General features: G+C 48.1%; 17 protein-coding genes. 6 read left to right on the forward strand and 11 right to left on the reverse strand.

Annotation, left to right across the window (positions count from 1 at the left end):
* Window positions 1-44 precede the first annotated feature (44 nt).
* Both MHI01_RS07735 and MHI01_RS07740 read right to left on the reverse strand, forming a co-directional pair.
* A complete protein-coding gene (locus tag MHI01_RS07735) occupies window positions 45-833 on the reverse strand; it encodes an alpha/beta hydrolase (RefSeq protein ID WP_340982861.1) in 789 nt (262 codons plus the stop codon).
* Window positions 834-976: 143 nt separating this feature from the next.
* Window positions 977-1810, reverse strand: coding sequence for an AraC family transcriptional regulator (locus MHI01_RS07740; RefSeq protein ID WP_340982862.1), 834 nt, complete (start codon window positions 1808-1810; stop codon window positions 977-979).
* A 128-nt stretch (window positions 1811-1938) separates the two neighbouring features.
* On the opposite strand from MHI01_RS07740, the gene MHI01_RS07745 reads away from it, so the two are divergent.
* The 3 genes from MHI01_RS07745 (at window position 1939) to MHI01_RS07755 (ending at window position 6082) form a co-directional block, all read left to right on the forward strand.
* Complete coding sequence (locus MHI01_RS07745) at window positions 1939-3966, forward strand: beta-galactosidase (RefSeq protein ID WP_340982863.1); 2028 nt, start codon at window positions 1939-1941, stop codon at window positions 3964-3966.
* A gap of 438 nt (window positions 3967-4404) precedes the next feature.
* Window positions 4405-5361: a helix-turn-helix transcriptional regulator gene (locus MHI01_RS07750; protein WP_340982864.1), complete on the forward strand. Its 957-nt coding sequence runs from the start codon at window positions 4405-4407 to the stop codon at window positions 5359-5361.
* A gap of 1 nt (window position 5362) precedes the next feature.
* The gene (locus MHI01_RS07755) at window positions 5363-6082 is read left to right on the forward strand and encodes an AlkZ-related protein (protein WP_340982865.1); all 720 of its coding nucleotides are present in this window, start codon (window positions 5363-5365) and stop codon (window positions 6080-6082) included.
* Window positions 6083-6183: 101 nt separating this feature from the next.
* Here MHI01_RS07755 and MHI01_RS07760 read toward each other — a convergent pair whose 3' ends face one another.
* A complete protein-coding gene (locus MHI01_RS07760) occupies window positions 6184-7698 on the reverse strand; it encodes a UxaA family hydrolase (protein WP_340982866.1) in 1515 nt (504 codons plus the stop codon).
* Window positions 7695-9212 carry a tagaturonate reductase gene (locus MHI01_RS07765; RefSeq protein WP_340982867.1) on the reverse strand — a complete coding sequence of 506 codons (1518 nt, stop codon included), beginning with the start codon at window positions 9210-9212 and terminating at the stop codon, window positions 7695-7697. The genes MHI01_RS07760 and MHI01_RS07765 overlap by 4 nt, the downstream gene beginning before the upstream one ends.
* A gap of 141 nt (window positions 9213-9353) precedes the next feature.
* Here MHI01_RS07765 and MHI01_RS07770 point away from each other — a divergent pair, with 141 nt between their 5' ends.
* From MHI01_RS07770 to MHI01_RS07780, 3 genes are all read left to right on the forward strand, one after another.
* Window positions 9354-10280 carry an AraC family transcriptional regulator gene (locus MHI01_RS07770; protein WP_282321953.1) on the forward strand — a complete coding sequence of 309 codons (927 nt, stop codon included), beginning with the start codon at window positions 9354-9356 and terminating at the stop codon, window positions 10278-10280.
* Window positions 10281-10422: 142 nt separating this feature from the next.
* Window positions 10423-12411 (forward strand): translation factor GTPase family protein, encoded by a 1989-nt coding sequence (locus tag MHI01_RS07775; protein WP_339286416.1) that lies wholly within the window; start codon window positions 10423-10425, stop codon window positions 12409-12411.
* Between the two features lie 14 nt (window positions 12412-12425).
* The gene (locus MHI01_RS07780) at window positions 12426-13103 is read left to right on the forward strand and encodes a tetratricopeptide repeat protein (protein ID WP_076326845.1); all 678 of its coding nucleotides are present in this window, start codon (window positions 12426-12428) and stop codon (window positions 13101-13103) included.
* 113 nt (window positions 13104-13216) lie between these two features.
* Here the strand turns inward: MHI01_RS07780 and MHI01_RS07785 are convergent, their stop codons facing one another.
* The 7 genes from MHI01_RS07785 to MHI01_RS07815 form a co-directional block, all read right to left on the reverse strand.
* Window positions 13217-14278 carry a phosphotransferase enzyme family protein gene (locus MHI01_RS07785; RefSeq protein WP_340982868.1) on the reverse strand — a complete coding sequence of 354 codons (1062 nt, stop codon included), beginning with the start codon at window positions 14276-14278 and terminating at the stop codon, window positions 13217-13219.
* A 92-nt stretch (window positions 14279-14370) separates the two neighbouring features.
* Entirely contained in the window at window positions 14371-14997 is a 627-nt protein-coding gene (locus MHI01_RS07790; RefSeq protein WP_017689264.1) for a GDSL-type esterase/lipase family protein, read from the reverse strand.
* 200 nt (window positions 14998-15197) lie between these two features.
* Complete coding sequence (locus tag MHI01_RS07795) at window positions 15198-18365, reverse strand: MMPL/RND family transporter (RefSeq protein WP_340982869.1); 3168 nt, start codon at window positions 18363-18365, stop codon at window positions 15198-15200.
* Window positions 18362-18820: a MarR family winged helix-turn-helix transcriptional regulator gene (locus MHI01_RS07800; RefSeq protein ID WP_036609512.1), complete on the reverse strand. Its 459-nt coding sequence runs from the start codon at window positions 18818-18820 to the stop codon at window positions 18362-18364. Before MHI01_RS07800 ends, MHI01_RS07795 begins: the two co-directional genes overlap by 4 nt.
* A 219-nt stretch (window positions 18821-19039) precedes the next feature.
* Window positions 19040-19477, reverse strand: a complete 438-nt coding sequence (locus MHI01_RS07805) for a GNAT family N-acetyltransferase (protein WP_036609514.1) — start codon at window positions 19475-19477, stop codon at window positions 19040-19042.
* Window positions 19478-19532: 55 nt separating this feature from the next.
* A complete protein-coding gene (locus MHI01_RS07810) occupies window positions 19533-19697 on the reverse strand; it encodes a hypothetical protein (RefSeq protein ID WP_340982870.1) in 165 nt (54 codons plus the stop codon).
* Between the two features lie 89 nt (window positions 19698-19786).
* Window positions 19787-20500 carry a class I SAM-dependent methyltransferase gene (locus MHI01_RS07815; RefSeq protein WP_339286412.1) on the reverse strand — a complete coding sequence of 238 codons (714 nt, stop codon included), beginning with the start codon at window positions 20498-20500 and terminating at the stop codon, window positions 19787-19789.
* Between the last annotated feature and the right edge of the window lie 4 nt (window positions 20501-20504).

Genomic DNA, 20504 nt, shown 5'->3' on the forward strand with positions numbered 1-20504 from the left:
AATAATTGATTAATCAGACCGTTAAGTTGTTATCCAATCAGTGATTACCAGCCTTGATTCTTGAGCCATGTGAGACACAGATCTGACCATACCCGAACCGCGTGGTTGTCCTCAGCCAATCCAAGTCCATGTGACCCTTTCTCAAAAACGTGCAAGTCATAGGGGATACCATGCGCACCCAATGCAAGTGCGTAACGCAAGCTATTCTCTACAGGTACTGCCTGGTCATCGCTGGTATGCCAGATGAACGCTTCAGGAGCATCCGCTCTTACCTGCTGCTCCGCACTGAAAGCCTTGATCTGCTCGGCAGAGGCGTCCGACCCAAGCAAATTCTCACGGGAACCGGCATGTCCATAGGACTCCATCGTAATGACCGGATAACAGAGAATAACTCGGTCCGGGCGTGAACTCTGGCGTTCGATGAGGTCCTCATGATCCGGTTGTCCCTCGTCATACAGCGTTCCCAGTGTTGCTGTGAGATGTCCGCCTGCGGAGAAACCAAGTACTGCAATCTTGGCAGGGTTGATGCCATACTGCTCAGCATGAGCACGAACATAACGTATGGCACGCTGACCATCTGTTATCGGTGCAGGATGCTGGTGAGGCGCCACCCGATAATTCAGGACAAATGCACTTATACCTGCACGTTTCAACAATTCCGCTATTGGAGCACCTTCATGATCAGCCAAAAATCCATAGCCGCCCCCTGGACATACAATGACAGCGCTCTCGGAACCGGGCTGAATAAATGGAATCAAATGTGGCATCTCGTCTTCATGACCCTGGGCTGCATAAGGTGCAGCATGATCCCATAAGGGTATAGTTGTTGTCATCTTCAATCATCCTCTCCAAGTAGAACGGATACATGGGTCCGTTTAAACGTTTTCGAATCTCAGGAATCGATACCATCATAACGGTAATGACCCTAACGCATCAATACCTTCCTGGCATCACTTTTTGATCATTTGGGTACATGTTAGTACAAATTACGGAACTGTTCAGGAGTCACCCCCTCAATCCTGCGAAAAGTTGCTACAAAATGGCTAGCATCTCGAAACCCTACCCTAATCGCAGTCTCCCTAATCGTCAGGGCGGTATCCCCTGTCATGATTTCCTTGGCTTTGCGAATGCGCAGCAAAATGAAATAACTGTAGGCTGTCATGCCAAAGGACTGCTTGAACAAGGTGTTCAGATGTCTGGATGAGATCCCCGTGACGTCAGCCATATGTTCGAGACCAATCTCAGGATTCGCATAATGCTGTTCCATGAATGCAATGAGCGGAGCGAGTCTCTCCACGGCATGAGAGATCGAAGAGCGATTGCCGGTCATGCCATGTTTTTTGAGCAAAATCAGAAATCGATATATATCCGCTGACGCCTCGAGTCCCGACAAATCCTGATCACTTCTGATCGAATCCAGCACTTCCTGGCCGTAATCATTGAACGAACTGCTCTGCTCCCACTGATGCAATGCTGCTTCACCCAGACTAAGTGACTCCAAGATTGCCGGACACTGGGAACCGCCAAATGTAATATAGAATGTCTCCCACTCTCCTTGGGCGCGCACATATTCATGCGGTTCATTTGGCGGCAGCAAAATACCTGATGCTTCCCCCAGTACGACCGTGGACCCGGCAAACTTGAATTCTCCGGCTCCCTTTACTGTCTGAAGCCAATGGTAACAGGGATACCCCACAGGTCTGGACACCTTCTCCTGATTGCCGTTATAACCTAGGCTCTCAATATAAAGGGGCAACGGCTGATCACGTGACGTCATGAAATATCGTTGATGTCGGGGGGAGATAAACATGGGATGCCTCCTTGGGTATAAGTTGAAGTAAACTTCCGTATTCTTATATGAGTCATTACTTTTATTATATTTTAAAAGTCATATGTATCATATAGTATAGGATTATTCTTATACAAGAGGTGAACACATTGATTAGTAACAAACTGCCCAAAATGTTCTACGGGGGCGATTACAACCCGGAACAGTGGGATCACGAAACCCACCTTGAAGACCTGCGCATGTTCCAATTGGCAGGCATTGATATTGCCACAATCAACGTATTTTCATGGGCACTGATTCAGCCTGATGAAGTTACATACCGTTTTGAAGAACTCGACCAACTGATTAATCGTTTACATGAAAACGGTATCTATATATGCCTTGCAACAAGCACTGCTGCCCATCCGGCCTGGATGGCAAAGAAATATCCAGACGTGCTTCGTGTAGATGCCGATGGACGCAAACGCAAATTCGGTGGGCGCCATAATTCCTGTCCCAACAGCCCGACCTATCGCAAATACGCTGAGAAGATTGCGGATAAACTGGCCGAACGATACAAGGATCACCCCGCGGTTCTCGTATGGCACATCTCCAACGAATATGGCGGTGAGTGCTACTGTGACAACTGTGAGAAAGCGTTCCGCGTGTATCTGAAAGAACGCTATCAGACTCTGGAACAGGTCAACAAAGCATGGAACACGAATTTCTGGGGGCATACCTTCTACGATTGGGACGAGATTGTATTACCGAGCAACCTGAGCGAACATTGGGGTAACAACAATTCAACCTTCCAGGGAATCTCGCTGGACTACTCTCGCTTCAACTCCGACAGCATGCTGGATTGTTATCTATTGGAATATAATGCGATCAAACAACATATTCCGGACTCCGTCGTTACTACCAATCTGATGGGATTTTTCAAGCAATTGGACTATTTCAAATGGGCAAAATATTTGGATATCGTCTCCTGGGACAGTTATCCTGGTCTCGCAACACCCGTCAGCTTCACGGCAATGGCTCATGACCTTATGCGCGGACTGAAGGATGGTCAACCGTTCATGCTGATGGAGCAAACACCAAGTCAGCAGAACTGGCAGCCATATAACTCACTGAAACGTCCAGGTGTCATGCGTCTGTGGAGTTATCAATCTGTTGCGCACGGGGCCGATACCATCATGTTCTTCCAGCTTCGCCGCTCCATTGGTGCCTGTGAGAAGTATCACGGTGCAGTTATTGAGCATGCTGGGCATGAGAATACACGTGTATTCCGCGAAGTCGCTGAGCTGGGCAAGGAATTGCAGATCCTTGGAGATACCACGCTGGATGCATCTGTTGAATCCAAAGTAGCCATTGTGTTCGACTGGGATAACTGGTGGGCCATCGAAAAATCAAGCGGACCTACGGTTGCCCTGAACTATGTGGATCAGATCCATAAATACTACGCAGCCTTCTTCCGCCGCAACATACAAGTAGATATCATCAGTGTGGATACGGATATGAGCAAATACGACATTGTCCTTGCCCCTGTTCTTTACATGGTTAAACCAGGGTTTGCCGCCAAACTGGAGAAGTATGTTGAAGCAGGTGGAACATTCCTGACGACCTTCTTCAGTGGCATTGTCAACGAGAACGATCTCGTGACCACAGGTGGATATCCGGGAGAACTTCGTAAACTGCTCGGAATCTGGGTGGAAGAGATTGATGCCCTGCTGCCTGAGCAAAAGAACCGCATTGTCCTCAAAGAAACCTACGGTGATCTTCAAGGAGAGTATGGCTGCGGCATGCTGTGTGACCTGCTGCACAGTGAAGGAGCCGAAGTCATCGCGGAGTATGGAGACGACTTTTATAAAGGCATGCCTGTTGTGACACGTAATACCTTTGGCCAAGGTGAAGCCTGGTACGTTGCATCCGACCCGGATGAGCGCTTCCTGGATGGTTTGCTGGGACAGCTTGCAGCAACCAAGAACGTAGAATCCTTGCTTGAGACACCAGAAGGTGTTGAAGTAAGCGCACGAACCAAAGACGGCAAACCCTACCTGTTTGTCATGAACCATAACGCAACCACACAATCCTATGATCTGGGAACAGCTAAGGCACATGATCTGCTCACCAATCGTGGGCTTTCGGGAAGTGTTGAGATTGAAGCCCGTGGAGTGCAATTGCTCGAAATGAAATAAGCGATTTCGCTTAATTGAAATCATTCGGAATAATATAATGTGATAGAAATTCCCGCGATACAAAGTGTCACATATTCATTCCTTTTATACTTGTTATTGTCTTCAGCGAGGATATTGGTATAGATTTCAGACCTTTATCGTCTTCTGTAAGCCAAAAGCTGCTACTTCCCGTATCCGTCTACACCGGATACGGGTTTTTGGCATGATCTGTGGTCTTTTTGATAGAAGGAAATATCAGTATGCAAAGCGAATTGGACGAGAAACACATTTTAACAAAGCCTGCCGGAACATGCTTGTGAATCCTGATGCTGATCCATTATAAAATAATGAACAGTTGAAAGATTGGTGACACTCATGATGTCACTTATTCGTTGTTACAATAGAAATATAACTACGACATCACTTTCCGGCGGCGCAGATCGAAACGGAGTGGCTGACATGAACAGAACAAATCGGCTTGCTGCCATTGTAATGGCATTACAGCATGGTCACGAAACGGCACACTCATTAGGTGAGAAATTTGAGGTTTCCCGTCGCACGATTCTTCGGGATATTCAATCCCTCTCCGAGATGAATGTGCCCATTATTGCCATTTCCGGTCCGGGAGGCGGTTTCAGTCTTATGGAGGGTTACGTATTACCCCCATTACAGCTGGACCCGGTAGAAGCAGCGACGCTCTTATTCGCTCTTGAAGGTCTAAGTCGCTACGCCGACACACCCTTTCATGAGAAACGCTGGACCCTGATGAACAAAGTTAAGGCTATCATTCCGGATGATATTATGTCGCGAATTGATCCCATGCTCAAACAACTGCATCATCATATTCCAGACCGCAATTACATTCTTCCTCATCTGGACGCACTGCTGGCATGTATACCCGAACACGGGTGGCTTAGTGTGCTGTATCGCTCCGCATCACGTCAGCGTTGGTTGCATATCTGTCCCACACGGGTATATGCTTCCTCTGGCTTCTGGTACTGTGAAGCATATTCCCTCGAACATGTTGAACAACGTCTGTTCCGGGTTGACCGAATTATCGAAGTCAAAGCGATCGAACCACAGGATGCACAGATGCTTAATGAACAGGCAGAGCAACAGCAGAGTAAGCCGATCCCTCCAGAACAGCCGCCAATCCTGGTTAAGGTACAACTGAGTTATCGGGGAATGATTGAAGCTGAACAGGACGAGCATATTGGTGAAAAGATGACTGAAATTGCCCCGGATCTCTGGGAATTATCATTCCTTTGTCCACCAGGGGAATGGGACTGGGCCGTACGATTCTTTTACCGATTAGGACGTGAAGCTGAAGTGATTGAACCTCTCCAACTTCGCAGTGAGATTCGTCAGCATGCCGAGGAAGTGAGCCGGAGATACCTTGCTTCAACCAAGTCGTAGCTTGACTACACACAAAAAGGAGCCTACTGATATCATGACATATGAAGCCGTTATAACGTACGAAGAAGCAGTACAGCGTATCCAGTCTATAGGGCTGCTGCCTCTGGCACCACTATTTGCCGATTATCCTTCTCTGTCATCGCTAACCCCCAAAGAACATTGGCACAAGGATGATGAATTCGATCCTTGGTTATGGCGTTCACGCCTGGCTGAAGAGGGCATTGCTGCATATGGAAAATTTGTCAAAAAGAAAGCGCTTCTTGTCTCATCTGAATACTTCCCTTGGGTACACCGACTGCTTGCCGATTCCAGAACTATCAAGGAACAGTATGAAGCGGGTCTACTCTCCCGTGAAGCGTTCAAACTCCATGCGTTAGTTGCAGAACAAGAAGGCATCGATGGACGTGCCTTGCGATCACAAGCCGGTTTCGGGGCAAAAGAGGACAAAAAAACATTTGACCGTGGACTTCTGGACCTTCAGGGCTGTGCAGCCATTGTGATCAGTGGCACCAAAGAAAAAGAAGGGCTCGCAGAAGGCAAAGTCGCCTGGAACAGCTCCGCATACGAGACTGCTGGTCACTGGATGGAACGTCACGGCATTAAGCCGTTTGAAGGTAGCGTTGCAGAGGCGCGTGAACTGCTGGTTACTCAACTGCAACAACATGCTTCACCAGCCGCATTATCAAGCATCTCCAAAGCGCTTGGCATCCGTGGAATCTAAATAAAGCCAATCCCGGTTGTAGTGCAAATTTCAACCGGAATTGGCTGTGGTTCACCATATAATGTAACCCAGACGATCAACAGCCCCCATCGACAATGGATTTAGAGAATTACGCCATCCTTGAATATGGCAATCTCCCGGAATCCATGCTGCTCACTGAGTGTGTGTGACCGTCCTGAAGCAATGTCAATCAGCTGGCTGAACAGCTGCACTTTCACCTCATCCATCGTCTGCCCCTCCAACAGCTGGCCTGCGTTGAAGTCAATCCAGTGTTTTTTGCGATTCGCCAGATCGGATTGGGTCGCAATCTTGACGGTAGGTACCGGACCTCCGAAGGGAGTCCCCCGCCCTGTTGTGAAGAGCACAATATGTGCACCCGCCGCAGACAGTGCCGTTACAGATACCAGGTCATTACCCGGTGCTTCTACAATGTTCAGACCGGTTTGAGTTACACGTTTGCCATAACGTAGAACGTCGACTACGGAAGAACGTCCTCCCTTTTGCGTACATCCAAGTGACTTTTCCTCTAGCGTTGTGATGCCACCAGCCTTATTCCCAGGTGAAGGATTCTCATAGATGTTCTGTCCATGGTTCACAAAATATTGCTTGAAGCCGTTCACGAGGTCCACCAAATCGTGAAACACCTGCTCATTGGCAGCCCGGTTCATTAAGATCGTCTCCGCACCAAACATCTCCGGAACTTCCGTCAGAATAGCCGTACCCCCGGCAGCAACCAGCATATCAGCAACTGCACCGACCAGTGGATTGGCTGTAATGCCGGATAAACCATCGGAACCGCCACACTTCAACCCAATTTTGAGTTTACTGAGCGGAAGCGGCTGCCGTTGTTCATGTTCAACGATCTCCACAAGTTCTTCCATCAGTCGAAGCCCTTCCTCAAGCTCGTCATCCGTTTCCTGTGCTTTGAGAAACCGTACTTTACCGCGGTATTCCGGAGCAATACACTCACGGAATTCATCGACCTGATTGTTCTCACAGCCCAGACCGATGACGAGCACGCCTCCTGCATTCGGATGCTCCACCAAGGAGGCCAGCAACTGTTGTGTATACTTCAGATCATCACCAAGCTGTGAACACCCGAATGGATGCGGAAAGTGAAATACACCATCGACCCGGCTTCCAAACTGGGACTGCCCCATACGTGCCAAAGCTTCACACACTTTATTGATACATCCAACCGTATTCACAATCCAGATCTCATTACGAATACCTGCGTCACCATTGGGGCGCAAATATCCATCAAATGAGCTCAGATGTTCCGGAGGCATGTCCGTCTGAACCTGCGCGCCCGGCTGATACTCATATTCAAGCAATCCGTGCAGACCCGTCTTCAGGTTGTGACTATGAATCCAGCTTCCCTGCTCAATCTGCTCTTGGGCAATCCCGATGGAGAAACCATACTTCATCACATCATCACCCGGTGCCAGGGTATGCACAGCAATCTTATGCCCTTTGGGCACGTCATCCAGCAAGGTAAAAGAAACACCGTCTGGCAGGGTAATGCATTCTCCTTTCGCATAATCCCGAAGCGCTATAATGACATCATCCTGTGGTTGAATGGCAATCCAGTCATTGATTGTACTTGTTGTGTTCATTTCCCTTCACCTTCCAACAATCCGATTTCACGAACAAGTGCTGCACGCAGCCCTTCTCTTGCATCCAGATTTTCGCCCCAGATCAGGGTATCTGACAACACAGCCGCTACCCGGTTATCCAGTTGGTTCTGATCCCTGTTAAGCGTGTCATAACCGTCCCAGTGTGCAGCCAAAGTAGCCAGGACATCCGGGTCATCCCGCAGCAAAATGTCCTCTCCATTCAGTCGTTGTGCCTTGTAACCTTCTGGCGTATTTACCGGACGATAGAGACACAATAATCCAGCAAACCCTTGAATTAAACGTTCTGGCCAACTTCCCTGATTTTGCTCGTAAGACAAAAGTGTTGGCAGCACACGCACCTTGAATTTTCCGATCGTATTCAAAGCAATATCTTGCAATTTGTGATCAATATATGGGTTAAGGAACCGTTCGAACACTTCTTCTGCATACTGGTCCAGCTGATGATCGGGCATATCCAGAGCAGGTACGATCTCCTGATGCACAGCTTCCCTGATCCATGTGCCAAAATGTGGATCTTCCATCGTTTCTCTCACATGTTGCTTGCCTTGCAGAATGCCTAGAGATGACATTAAGGTATGCGCCCCATTCAAAATACGAACTTTGCGTACCTGAAAAGGCTTCAGATCTTTCACCCAATGTACATTGAGACCTGCCTGCTTGAGAGGAAGTTTTTTGTCCAATGATTCATCACCCTGAATGGCCCAAAAATGATATGGCTCTGCCGTATTAATCAACTGGTCCTCATACCCCCAGCGATTCGTCAGGGAATCGGCTTCCTCCTGGGTCGGCGCACCTGTTACGATTCGATCTACCAGATTGTTCAGGAAGTGATTATGGTTCTCGATCCATGAACGGAAGCCATCCGAATACCCATAATCCTTACTATGACGGAGGACACAACTGCGCAGCACATCACCATTGCCTTCAAGCAGCTCGCATGGCAGATGAATCAAACCTCTGGATGGATCACCATCAAATTTCAAATATCGCTGATGCAGGAAAACCGTTAATTTCCCCGGAAATGATTGGACGGGTTCACCCTCGATATAGTCCGCATACGTATATTTCAATCCTGATTCGGTTGTATTGGAAATAACGAACTCAAGTGAAGGCAGTTCCGCCAAGTTCAGAAAGGCATCCCATTCCTCATACGGATTGATACACTGTGAGAAAATGGAGATCAACTCTGTCTGCTCAACCGGCTTCCCTTGAGACAGCCCTCGTGTAATCATCGTATATAATCCATCCTGATCACGAATCTGCTCCAGCTTGGCTTTGCCTCCCGGTCGTGGTTGGGTAACAGCTACACTTCCATGGAATTTGCCTTGTCTGGCACTCTCATGAAGCATCCAGTCTGCAAATCCCCGCAAGAAATTACCTTCTCCAATCTGCAAAACCTTCACGGGACGCTCCATAATCTCCTTGCACTTGCGCTGACCATCGCTCCCCAGTAAATTCAGCTTCAACCTTGGCCGTTTCGTGCTTGCCGACATGGACACTCACCTCATCGATTATTTGTACTGTGGGAATGCAGCTCAAAGGCTCTGCACCCTTTTATTGTAAACGCTTTAAATTCATTGTATCATCAATAAAAGGAAATTAAATTGCTTATATTGCGGTAAATATACTCTCTCATGACCAGGTATAACATCTCGTTGAAGACGATCGTCTGGAAAGGAGTCTTTATGGAACGTTCACCTGTTCGTACGACTATTCAAGCAGAATCCGGTATTCCGTTCCGCCTGGTGTACAGCGATACCAAATCCCCTCAGAACGAATTGCCAGATCACCTTCACGACTGGCATGAAATTATCTATGTATATCGGGGGCAGGGAAGCATCTTTATTGATACGGGACTTGAGAATATGCAGGAAGGAGATCTGTTCATTATACCGGGCAGCACGGTTCATCGAGCCTTGCCGGATGCAGGCAATCCTGTCACATCTTCCGCATTGTTCTTCAGCCCGGGCTTACTGGCATCGACCGCCGGAGGCGCTGCTTCTTCCTTGCTAAGCCTGTTTGAACGTTGTCGTAAACAACGCGTGTATAAGAGGCATTTGAACACAGAGGAGCAATTACAGGTGGCCGCCCTCATTGATGATATTCAGACCGAATTCCAGCTCGGTCATCATCTAAGCGCACATGCGGCCCTGTTAAGGCTGCAACTGTTGCTCATTTTTCTGGAACGTCTGGAAGCTGCTGGACCTGCAAATCCGGGTAAATCCGCTCCGGGTCCCTCATGGCTCTCTTCTACGATCTCTCATATTGACGATAACCTTCGGAATGGCCTGTCCCTCCCTGAACTGGCGCAGCACGCCTCTGTATCCCCTGCCCATTTCAGTCGTGCCTTCAAACGATACACGGGAATGACTCTAACGGATTACGCATTAGCACGAAGGGTCATTATGGCGAAAGAGCATCTGGTGCAAGGTGATGAGACGATGGCAGCCGTTGCCGATGCTTGCGGGTTCGACAGCCTGCCCCACTTTTACCGTCAATTCAAAAAATTAACCGGTACAACACCCGCAGCATACCGCAGAACCATGAACAGTTCTCGTTAAAATAGAACCAGACTGGAACATAGGTGCCTGGGCCTAATCATATATATCCACATATTCTTCCATATGGAAGATGTGGTATGATAATCTGGATTATTACTTGTCGGAAACATTGCATTCCGTTGTCAGAGGAGCTTAGCATTCCATGTTAAACGAATTGAATCGCAGGAATATTGGTATCTTCGCCCATGTGGATGCGGGGAAAACAACCACCACCGAGCATATGTTATTTGAGAGTGGTGTCGTCCGCAGTCCGGGACGTGTAGATGACGGAACAACAGCCACAGACTCCCTGGACATTGAGAAAGAACGTGGCATATCCGTTCAGGCAGCCATGACCTCTCTGATCTGGAAGAACACCATCATTGACCTCATTGATACGCCTGGTCACATTGATTTTAGCTCCGAAGTAGAGCGAACGCTACGGGTAATGGATGGAGCTATTCTCATTCTGTCGGCAGTAGAAGGCATTCAGTCCCAGAGTGAAGCCATCTGGCATGCCCTTCGTTCACTTCGCATCCCAACCATCATTTATATTAATAAAATGGATCGGATTGGTGCGTCTGCCCCAGCGGTAATGGAGCAGATTTGTTCCACCCTGTCCCCTTTCGCATGCGAAATCCAAACGTATCAGTTCCACGAAGATTCATTTCATGGCATCGACTCGCTATGGAACCCGAATCAAGATTCTCTGTCAGATGGCACACCTTCCATTCCAGGTCTGGTCGAGATACTTGCCGAGCTGGACGAAAAGGTCATGGAAGCCTACATCCAGGAGACTCCGTTATCACAAAGGGATCTGAATGAAGCATTCCTGCGGTATGTGCATCAGGGTGAGATGTTCCCTGTGTGTTATGGGGCTTCCGGCAAAGGAATTGGCGTCACGGCATTGCTGGACACGGTCCTTGCATTTCTGCCTCCACCTGCACAACCAGTGGACTCTCCCGTATCCGGCGTTGTGTTCAAAATTGAACGTGACCGTACGATGGGCCGCACGGCATACGTCCGTATGTATGGTGGCAGCTTACACAATCGGGATACCATCCATAATTCGACGCGGGAGCTTGAAGAGAAAGTGACGCAGATTCGCCGTATGGATGGACGGAAATGGGCGGATACCGGTGCCGTTCACGCGGGGCAGATTGCTGCGCTGTATGGACTGAGTGACACACATGTGGGTGACATTATCGGCAATCCTGAAGGTGTACCTCCTCTGCCACAGATGGCTGTGCCTTTGCTGACCGTACAAGTACATGGCAAGGACCCGGCACGTTACCCCGATCTTGTCGCAGCATTGCAAGAGTTGACGGATGAAGACCCCTTACTCGACCTGCAATGGTTGCCGGAGGAACGAGAACTGCATCTCAAGGTCATGGGAACCATTCAGCTTGAGATTTTATCCAGCCTGTTGCTGAGTCGTTTCGGATTGGATGTCGTGTTTGATCCGCCATCCGTCATCTATAAGGAGACACCACGTACAGCCGGAGAAGGTTACATCGCTTATACGATGCCTAAGCCCTGCTGGGCCATCCTTCGCTTCAAGATTGAACCTTTGCCTCGCGGAAGCGGTCTGATCTATGCCTCAACCGTAAGGACAGAAGATCTGCTGTTACGTTATCAGAATGAAGTTGAACGACGAATTCCGGAAGCCTTGTCTCAAGGTATGCTCGGTTGGGAAGTAACCGATCTGCGCATCACGCTGGTGGAAGGGGAACATCATGTCTGGCATACACATCCGCTGGATTTTGTTGTAGCCACGCCTATGGGAATCATGGATGGATTGGCGAGAACAGGTACCACGTTGCTGGAACCCCTTCTTCAGTTCCGGCTGACGGTCCCGGAGGAATACGGCGGTAAGGCCCTTAGTGATCTGGTACATATGCGGGCAACCTTCGAAGCCCCCGTCATTGGTAGCGGACGTTGTATTATTGAAGGAGTTATGCCTCTTGCCACCTCAATGGATTATCCGGTGAAACTGCGTTCCGAGACAAGCGGCCGCGGAGTGCTTACGACTTCGTTTGCCGGATACCAAGATTGTTCTGCGGATGTGAATCATACTTGCAAACGCAGAGGAGTTAACCCGCTGGATCAGTCGAAATATATTTTAAGTGTACGAAACGCGATTACATCATAAATGGAGTTGAATCTGTGCTTATTAAATTTCTTATCTTTGGCCTTCTATGGCGGATTGTAGGTAATCCGTTCATTGCCATCCTCATTTTACTCGTTATACTGTATTTCCTGGATCGTCGTTACGTTGGGGTGTTCCCAAGCTTCACGAAACCTCTCAAACGTATGCGTAACATCTCCCGGCTTCGGCAACAGCTTGCCATGAGTCCCAATGAAGTTTCCTCCAAGCTGGAACTGGCTCGCCTGTTAATTGAGCGCAAGCGTTACAGCGAGGCACATGCGTTATTGCTTGAACTGGAACGCCCATACGAGCAATCGGCTGAGTACTGGGAGGCATTAGGGACGACTGAGCTTCATCTGGGTAACATCGAAAAAGGCGAACGTCATATTTTGCAAGCCCTCGAGATCAACCCCAGAGTCAAGTACGGACGCCCGTACCTAACCCTTGCTGGAGCTTTCAAAGATACGCATGAGGACAAAGCGCTGGATTATGTGCATCAGTTTCAGGAGATTCATTCCTCTTCCAGTGAAGCTTATTATCTGCTCGGCTCGGTTCACCGTTCCCTCGGACGCAATTCAGACGCGAAGCAGGCTTACGAGCAATCGTTAAACGTTTATCGTTCGTTGCCCAAATACAAAAAACGTCAGGAGCGCCGCTGGGCTGTCCGCAGTTGGTTCCGCAAACGTGGATTGTAATGTCATTCGCTATACGCTGTAATCTTCATATATCACTTTTCTAACCAATAAAAGTGCACTGATCTCTGCCCTCGTATGAGCAGTACCAGTGCACTTTATTCTTAATAACGATATTAATACACCAATATCTCACGCAGTCGTTCTTCATGAAGACGCATCCAGTCGATCCGCTGTTTGAGCTTCACAATCTGCTCCACAGCCACTTCCGGCTCATCTGTACCCTCGAACATCCGACTGATGAAATGCATGACCACATCCAGACTACGCAGTAAAATCAATCGAGGTATAGCCAGCAACTCTTCCGGTTTCAGGCTGACCTGTTCCCGAAATCCCCTGATCAGTCCCTCCTGTGCCTGCCACATCCAATCTTCACTCTTGTCCATGGTAAGGAGGTCAGACATCGGAACAGCCAGCTCCATTACCCGCAAATCCCATGTCGCAAATTCAAAATCCAAAATGGCACAGATTTCACCATCCTGCTGATCTACCAATACATTCGAGGCATTCACGTCCCCATGAACCAATTGATGCGGCAGATATTCCATACCCCGCAGGGCTTCAAACAGATCTGGCAGCGCCTCTCTCAGTTGCTTCAACTCATTTGCACATGCGGCCAATTGCTCCGGCGGCGATGTGCATAGCTGTAATAATCGTTCTGGTGAACAGAGCGGATACGCATCCTGAATTCGATAGTATGGTGGATACACAGGTTCAAGTGGTATATCCAGCGTAGCCATAACAGAAGACAGGGCCCCCGCCGCTTTACCGAGCCCTATCAAATGATCTGGTGTGTGCCAGATGGGATTGACGCCTTCCCTATAATGAAACAGAGTCACTATTTTGGTATGACCAGTGAGGGTATCTTTTACAGGAAGGAATGTACCTCCCTCACCAGATAACCGCCTTACAGGTGAAGGTGTATCAAGCTTAAAGTTCGAACGTTGAAGGGCTGCCAGCACCTCGTGTTCAAAGGTGATTTTCATCGGATCATTATGTGTTTCATATTGTCTCATGACGTAATTAGTCCCGTCTACATGGAGCATGTAAGTAGAATTATTCATCCCACCCTTTCCACGCTCGCCTTTCCAGTCCGATGTGAAACCATATAAGGCCAACACTTCGGATATACGCTGCTGCTCTGAAGGATGGAGGGAACCGGAATCGATGTTTTGCACCAAAAATTAACCCCTTTATCTCACAAAATGGAACTGTCTTTTATTTATCTTAAAGGAAGTCCATCGCTTGGTCTAGTTCTGTTCCAAAGTGATCAAGAGAACGGGTAATATCCCGTCCGATTAAGCTGCTCCGCAATGACACGATACCCTCTTGCATTAGGATGTACTCTATCCCAGAACAACAGTTCACGTTCACGACCTTCGAACCTGTCATAGACCTGAGCACACGCATAGTTGCCTGATCCGGCTCCATTCAAAAACGAATTATATTGGCGCACCCAGTATGCAGCTTCCGTCGCTTGTGGATATGGGTTGTACAATCCGATGGATCGGACCATATACTCATGGTTGCCCTTTAACTGCCGAATGTGCCGCATGATCTGAGATACATTACTGCGGGTTTCTCCGAGCACCTGTGTCATTTTGCTGGCATTTGGAATGCCATTACTTGCTTTAAACGTACGAATCAGATCATTCCCGCCAATGGATATGGTAATGATATCCGCTTCACGGAGCGATTGCCGCACTCGGGGATGCGAAGAGATCATCTGCAACATTTCCCCCGACGTCAGTCCATTCACGCCCATATTTTCCATGGATACAAACGTACGAACATTCATTTCTGCCATTCGCCGATATAAAGGAACAAAGCCGGTGCCCAGCAACGCTCCTGTACCTACCGTTAATGAATCTCCTATAGCCACATATCGATATACCATCCCGTCGCCCCTCTCTGCTGTGATTTCTCTGAACAATAATGAACTGCTCTATATCTTATGATGAGTGGCAAGACAAGGCGCGGGATGGTGTCCTTAGGCATGCACCTTTCTTTTGCACAAGATTGTAGTTTTCTTTTAGAAGTAAAAAAAGAAAAAAGCCCTGCCGCATAACGCGGCAGAGCCTGATTCATTGCAATGCATTACATGCCTATGGTCCGATCCGAATCAACGGAATCTGATTGTTCCTTGTTCGGGAACGGCCACCAGTTGGCCCGGCCAAACATCTTCACCATCACTGGGACGAAGAATGGCAGGAACAGCAGTGAGTACAAGATCAGTCCGCTAAGGACTACTGTAGCAATCTGCATCATCGAGAGAACACCAGATGGATACATGGCAGCAAATGTACCGCTCAGAATGACTGCTGCAGAGAGGATAACGGTTCCCATGTTCTTCATCGCGTACAACATGGCATCCTGTACTTTCATACCTTTGTTCTCATTGAAACGGTCCATCAGGAAGATGCTATAATCCACACCAAGTGCAATCAGCATAACAAATCCGAAGAACGGAGTAACCCAGCTAATGCCTGCGAATCCGAGGATATTAACAAAGATCACTTCGGTTAACGCCATCGATGTGAAATAAGCCAGTAATAAGGAAACAATCAGATACAATGGCATAATGACCGAGCGAAGCAGTACAACCAGAATAATAAATGTGCCTGCCAGCATCAGCATTACAGTACGTGTATAGTCGTTATTCGAGATCTCCTGCAAATCTGCAAACGTGCTGGTAACGCCACCTATGGCGATATCTGCTTTTTCAAGTGTACTGCCTTGTACCGCGCGATGTACTGCCGCCTCAATGTCAGGAACACGATCAATGGCTTCTGTTCCGTATGGATTTTCGGCGAAAATAACATCAATCGTCATCGTTTTCCGATCTTCAGACAGATACGTATCAAATACCTGTGTGAAGTCTTTGCTGTTCAGTGCTTCATCAGGAACGTACCAACCTGCCAGATCGGAATCTGGTGAATTTTGCAATTGCGTCAGGTAGTCCTGCGCTGAATCCAGTCCACCGGATACCTGTTTAATACCATCGACACTTTGATTCAGTCCATCTGTCAGTTGTGTCAGCTGACCACTCAGATCCGAGAAGCCTTGTTGGATTTTCTCCTGACCACCCTGAAGCTGGCCAAGTCCATCCTGAATGGAAGGAATTTCACTAATCACTTTACCCTGACCATCCGCAGCCTGTTTGAGACCGGATTGCAACTGACCGATTCCCGTTACAATCTGGCCCAGGCCATCGGCAAGCGCCTTTTGTCCGGCTGTTGCGGAGGCAAACCCTTCATTGGCCTGATTAATTCCAGCAGCGGCTTCCCCAAGTTTGGTCTTAATCTGACCCAAACCTTGAGCAAGCTGCGCTGTGCCAGAACCTGTTTCTCCAATCGTACCTTTGATACGCTGGTAATCAGCATCTTGCTGCAATTCAGGATAACGCTCTTCAAGTGCTGTGAAGGATTCGGACAGACTGGTTAGAGCTGTTGAAACCCCGTTCAGCTGTTGTTCCAGTTCGCGGGTCCCATCCCCCAGTGCAGCGACCCCTGCTCCCGCCTGACGATAGGCTTCAAGCAACTGATTGTTCGCCTGCGCAAGTTGATCTGCACTCGTTTTGGCTTGCTGAAGTCCGGCTTTCAGATCACCCGCACCTGCGGAACCATCACGAATACCTTTTTCAATCTGCCCTAGTCCCTCACTGAGTTGCGTGATACCCGATTGCAACTGGGAGGTTCCTTTGGTAAGTTCACCTGCTCCATCAGCAGCTTCTTTTAACTGTGGTTCATTTTTACTTAGCTGACTGCTGGCTTCACTCAGGCCATCACGGATTTTGTCCAGACCCGTCTTGCCTTCACCCAGTCCATCCGATAATGTTCCCACTTGCTGTGTAACTTCAAAATCTTTAATCTCATCACCCGTAGGTCTTGTCATACTACGGACACCAGAGACTCCGGCTACTTTCTCTACTTCCCGGCTAATTTTCTCGGCAACGGCCATATACTTTGCATTATCCATCTCTTCATCGTTCTGGATGACGATCTGACCCGGCAGTGATTCACCCGGACCGAAGCTGTCAGAGATAATGTTAAATGCTTTTACGGAATCATATTTCTCGCCAATCTCATCGAGACTGTTGAACGACAGTTTGCCATCGTAGGTTGCCAGAAGAGGCACACAGACAGCTGCAACGATGAGCAGCGCAGCCCATGGACGTTTAAGTGAAAAGCGACCAGCTGCACCATAGATCTTGCTCTCGGCATGTTCAAGTGAACCCTTCGACGGCCAGAATAACTTCTTGCCTAACACCGCCATGAAGAATGGTACGATGGTCACTAAGGCAAGCATCATCACTGCAATACCTACAGCTACGGCAACCGCAGAACGGTACAACATAAACTGGGCAAAGCCAATCGCAATGAATCCAACCAGCACAGCTAGTGCTGAGAAGAGTACCGTTTTACCGGCAGTACGATAGGTAGCAATGATGGCATCCCACGTATTCTCATGATGAGCCAGTTCTTCCTTGAACCGACTTATCAACAGGATGCAGTAATCCGTACCAATCCCAAACATGACGGCGACCATAAAGATCTGTGTAAATGTGGATATCGGGAAGTCCATCCCATCCACCAGGAACGCAACAATCTGTTGCGATACAATGTAACTGATCCCCACCGTCAGTAGCGGGACAAACGGAGCTACAAACGAACGGAAGACCAGGAACAGAATGAGTAAAATAAAGACAACTGTAATATATTCCGATTTCTTAAGCCCCTCTTGGGAACTTTCAATGGTGTCCTCATCAATCAGACCTTTACCGGTTATGTAGTGCTCCACATTGACGGACTTCAATGCTTCATTCAGGTCTTCCCGCATTTCCTTGACCGTACGATCTCCCTGATCAATGGATAGCGATGTTAGAATCGTTTTTCCGTCAGCTGAGATCATCTTCTCGGACAGTTCAGGCTGAGAGAAAGGTTCCAGAATGGACAGAATACCGAGCTTCTCCTTGTCGGCCTCCAATTGCTTAACGGCCTTCTCTGCCTCTTGTTTCCCCGTGGTGCCCAGCCCATCGGGATTATAGAATACAAGGGCGATCTGGCTCCCCTGTTGTTCTCCTTTTTGTGCTGCAGCTTCATTCAGAATCGCTGCTGCCTGGGTGGAAGAGTACCCTTCCGGAACCGAAAACTGTCCCTTTTCCCGAATCAGTTCACTCATGTTAGGGGCGGTAAACATCAACACGGCAGCTACAACAACCCATAGCCCCATTAACCACCATCTTGCTTTTAGTATCGTTCTCATTCGTTCTCCCGTCCTCCTTCATGCGATAGCAAAGCTGCAAGCTTCTCAAAAGATTCAATGAAAATTCGGACTTCTTCCGGTTTAAAATGAACCAGATACGGCTCCAGAATCTGCTGTATTTCCTGTTCTGTTTCCCTGTATACCTGTCGTCCGGTATCCGTCAGTGTCAGATATACAACGCGGCGGTCACGTTCATCCCCGGCCCGATGGACCAGATCGCGATCCACCAGCTTGTTGACCAAAGCGGTAATGCTGCTCTTACCTATACACAGAAGCTCTGCAAGATCAGAGGGCGTGCAGAAAGGTTTCTCTTCAATCAGACGAAGTGCGCAGAACTGATCGGTCGTTATGGTCTGCCCCACTTGTTCGCGTATCCGCGTATCAAACCGCTTATTGACCATAAAGGAAGCATCCAAATAGCGGTTCACCAAACTTTTTGCATCCGGTGTACTCATTCTTCATTCTCCTTTCCCAAATCTATATAGTTCACTTAACGAACTATTCTTCTGTGAAACTATTCTATAATGAAACAATCTTACAAAGCAATACTTTTTTCCTGCTTTTTAGATGAAAACGACAAAAAAACAGGACGTCCGACTCAGCTCATTGCCAAATCCAACATCCTGTACTGATGATAATCCATATATTTCTTAAAGTAATAAAAGGTCTCTGTGCTACTCTTCGTCCGTATCTTCCTCTTTTTCAAGCACACAACGGAATCGCTCCACACCTGGGTATAATTCACCCAGACTATATACCACAAACCCCGTATTCCGATAAAACTCGACGGCTTCCAACTCGGTCTCAGCGATCAGTCTATCGGGATTGTATGTTGCCAACAGTTGTGAGATCATACCACGTCCATAATTTTTAAAGCGGTTTTCAGGCAAAACCGAGATATGATGAATGGTAACCTCACTTGTTCCTGTCTTCTCATATCCAATCAGACCGATCAATTGTCCCTCATCTTCGTAACCGCCCATTTGCAATTCGTCTTTCTCTACATATTGTTGCAACGCACGGTTCAAGTGATCCGGATCAGGAAAAACCGAGTAGGACAATAGCTCCTGTACTTCCGGCTCCTGTATGCGTGATTTCAGATTAATTAACACCTTGATTCCTCCTATACCTTGCTTGTTTCCGTTATCGTATTGTAGTCGTTAGCCTCTAAAAGTTCAAGTCGTGTGCCGATTCAACTCCGATACCCTCCAGCACATTTTGCTCAGCATAGGTATCGTGATAGCGGTCGCAACCATTCTTTTGCACATAGGATAAAATCTTCCCGTTCTGATCTGCGACAGCCACACGCGTGTGGCTCCCTCCTCCATCCATCCCTATTACATATGTATTCATCCTTAACCATCTCCCTTCCGACCACACATTAAGAGTGCCGGGTCCATTGTCAGGTCCCGGCAGAGAATTTATTGCTTTTGTACAGCAAAACGAAGCAGTTCACAACGGAATTGTGTCGGTTCATCATACTTTTCCTCTTCAATCGTCTGTGTAACATGCTCCTGAAGCAGAATATTCCAGCCTTTGTAGGCATCCTCCAGTATAGCAATCGCCTCGGCTGTGGGCAGGTTCAGCTCAATTAATGGTTCAATCTCCTTGCCTGTATTGATTTCTTTTTCCTCCACATTGGTGCTCATCGTAATACAATGAATGCCCCCTGTACGAGTTCCGGCCTGTAACCGGTCTATCGCTTCCATGAAGGCTTGCTTATTTGAGACATGTTCCAGACAAGAACATGCAGCAATAAAATCAAAATAGTTTGGCTCCACAGCATAATGTTCAACATCTGCTCTCACTGCCTGTACGATATGATCAACCTGATATTCTTTCGCATACTTGCGAAGTCCGTCTATGGCCTCATCCAGCAAATCCACACCGATGACTTCACTTTTCGTTTTTGCAAGGCGCTGTGCAATCGGTATCGTATGCCTTCCCACTCCGCATCCCAGATCGAGGACACGCAATTCCTCCTTGTGAGCAAGTAGACGTTCCAGCATATCCATCACCATAGGCATGGGCCTCGACATCCAGGTACCAGAGGCGAATAATTCATTATTCTGATAGAAATTGGAATGATAACCTGCCTCTGCTTTTCGCGCAGCCTCAAATTGTTCGTTTCCCATCAAG

The sequence above is a fragment of the Paenibacillus sp. FSL M7-0656 genome, assembly GCF_038003225.1.
In the GTDB taxonomy this organism is placed as follows: domain Bacteria; phylum Bacillota; class Bacilli; order Paenibacillales; family Paenibacillaceae; genus Paenibacillus; species Paenibacillus amylolyticus.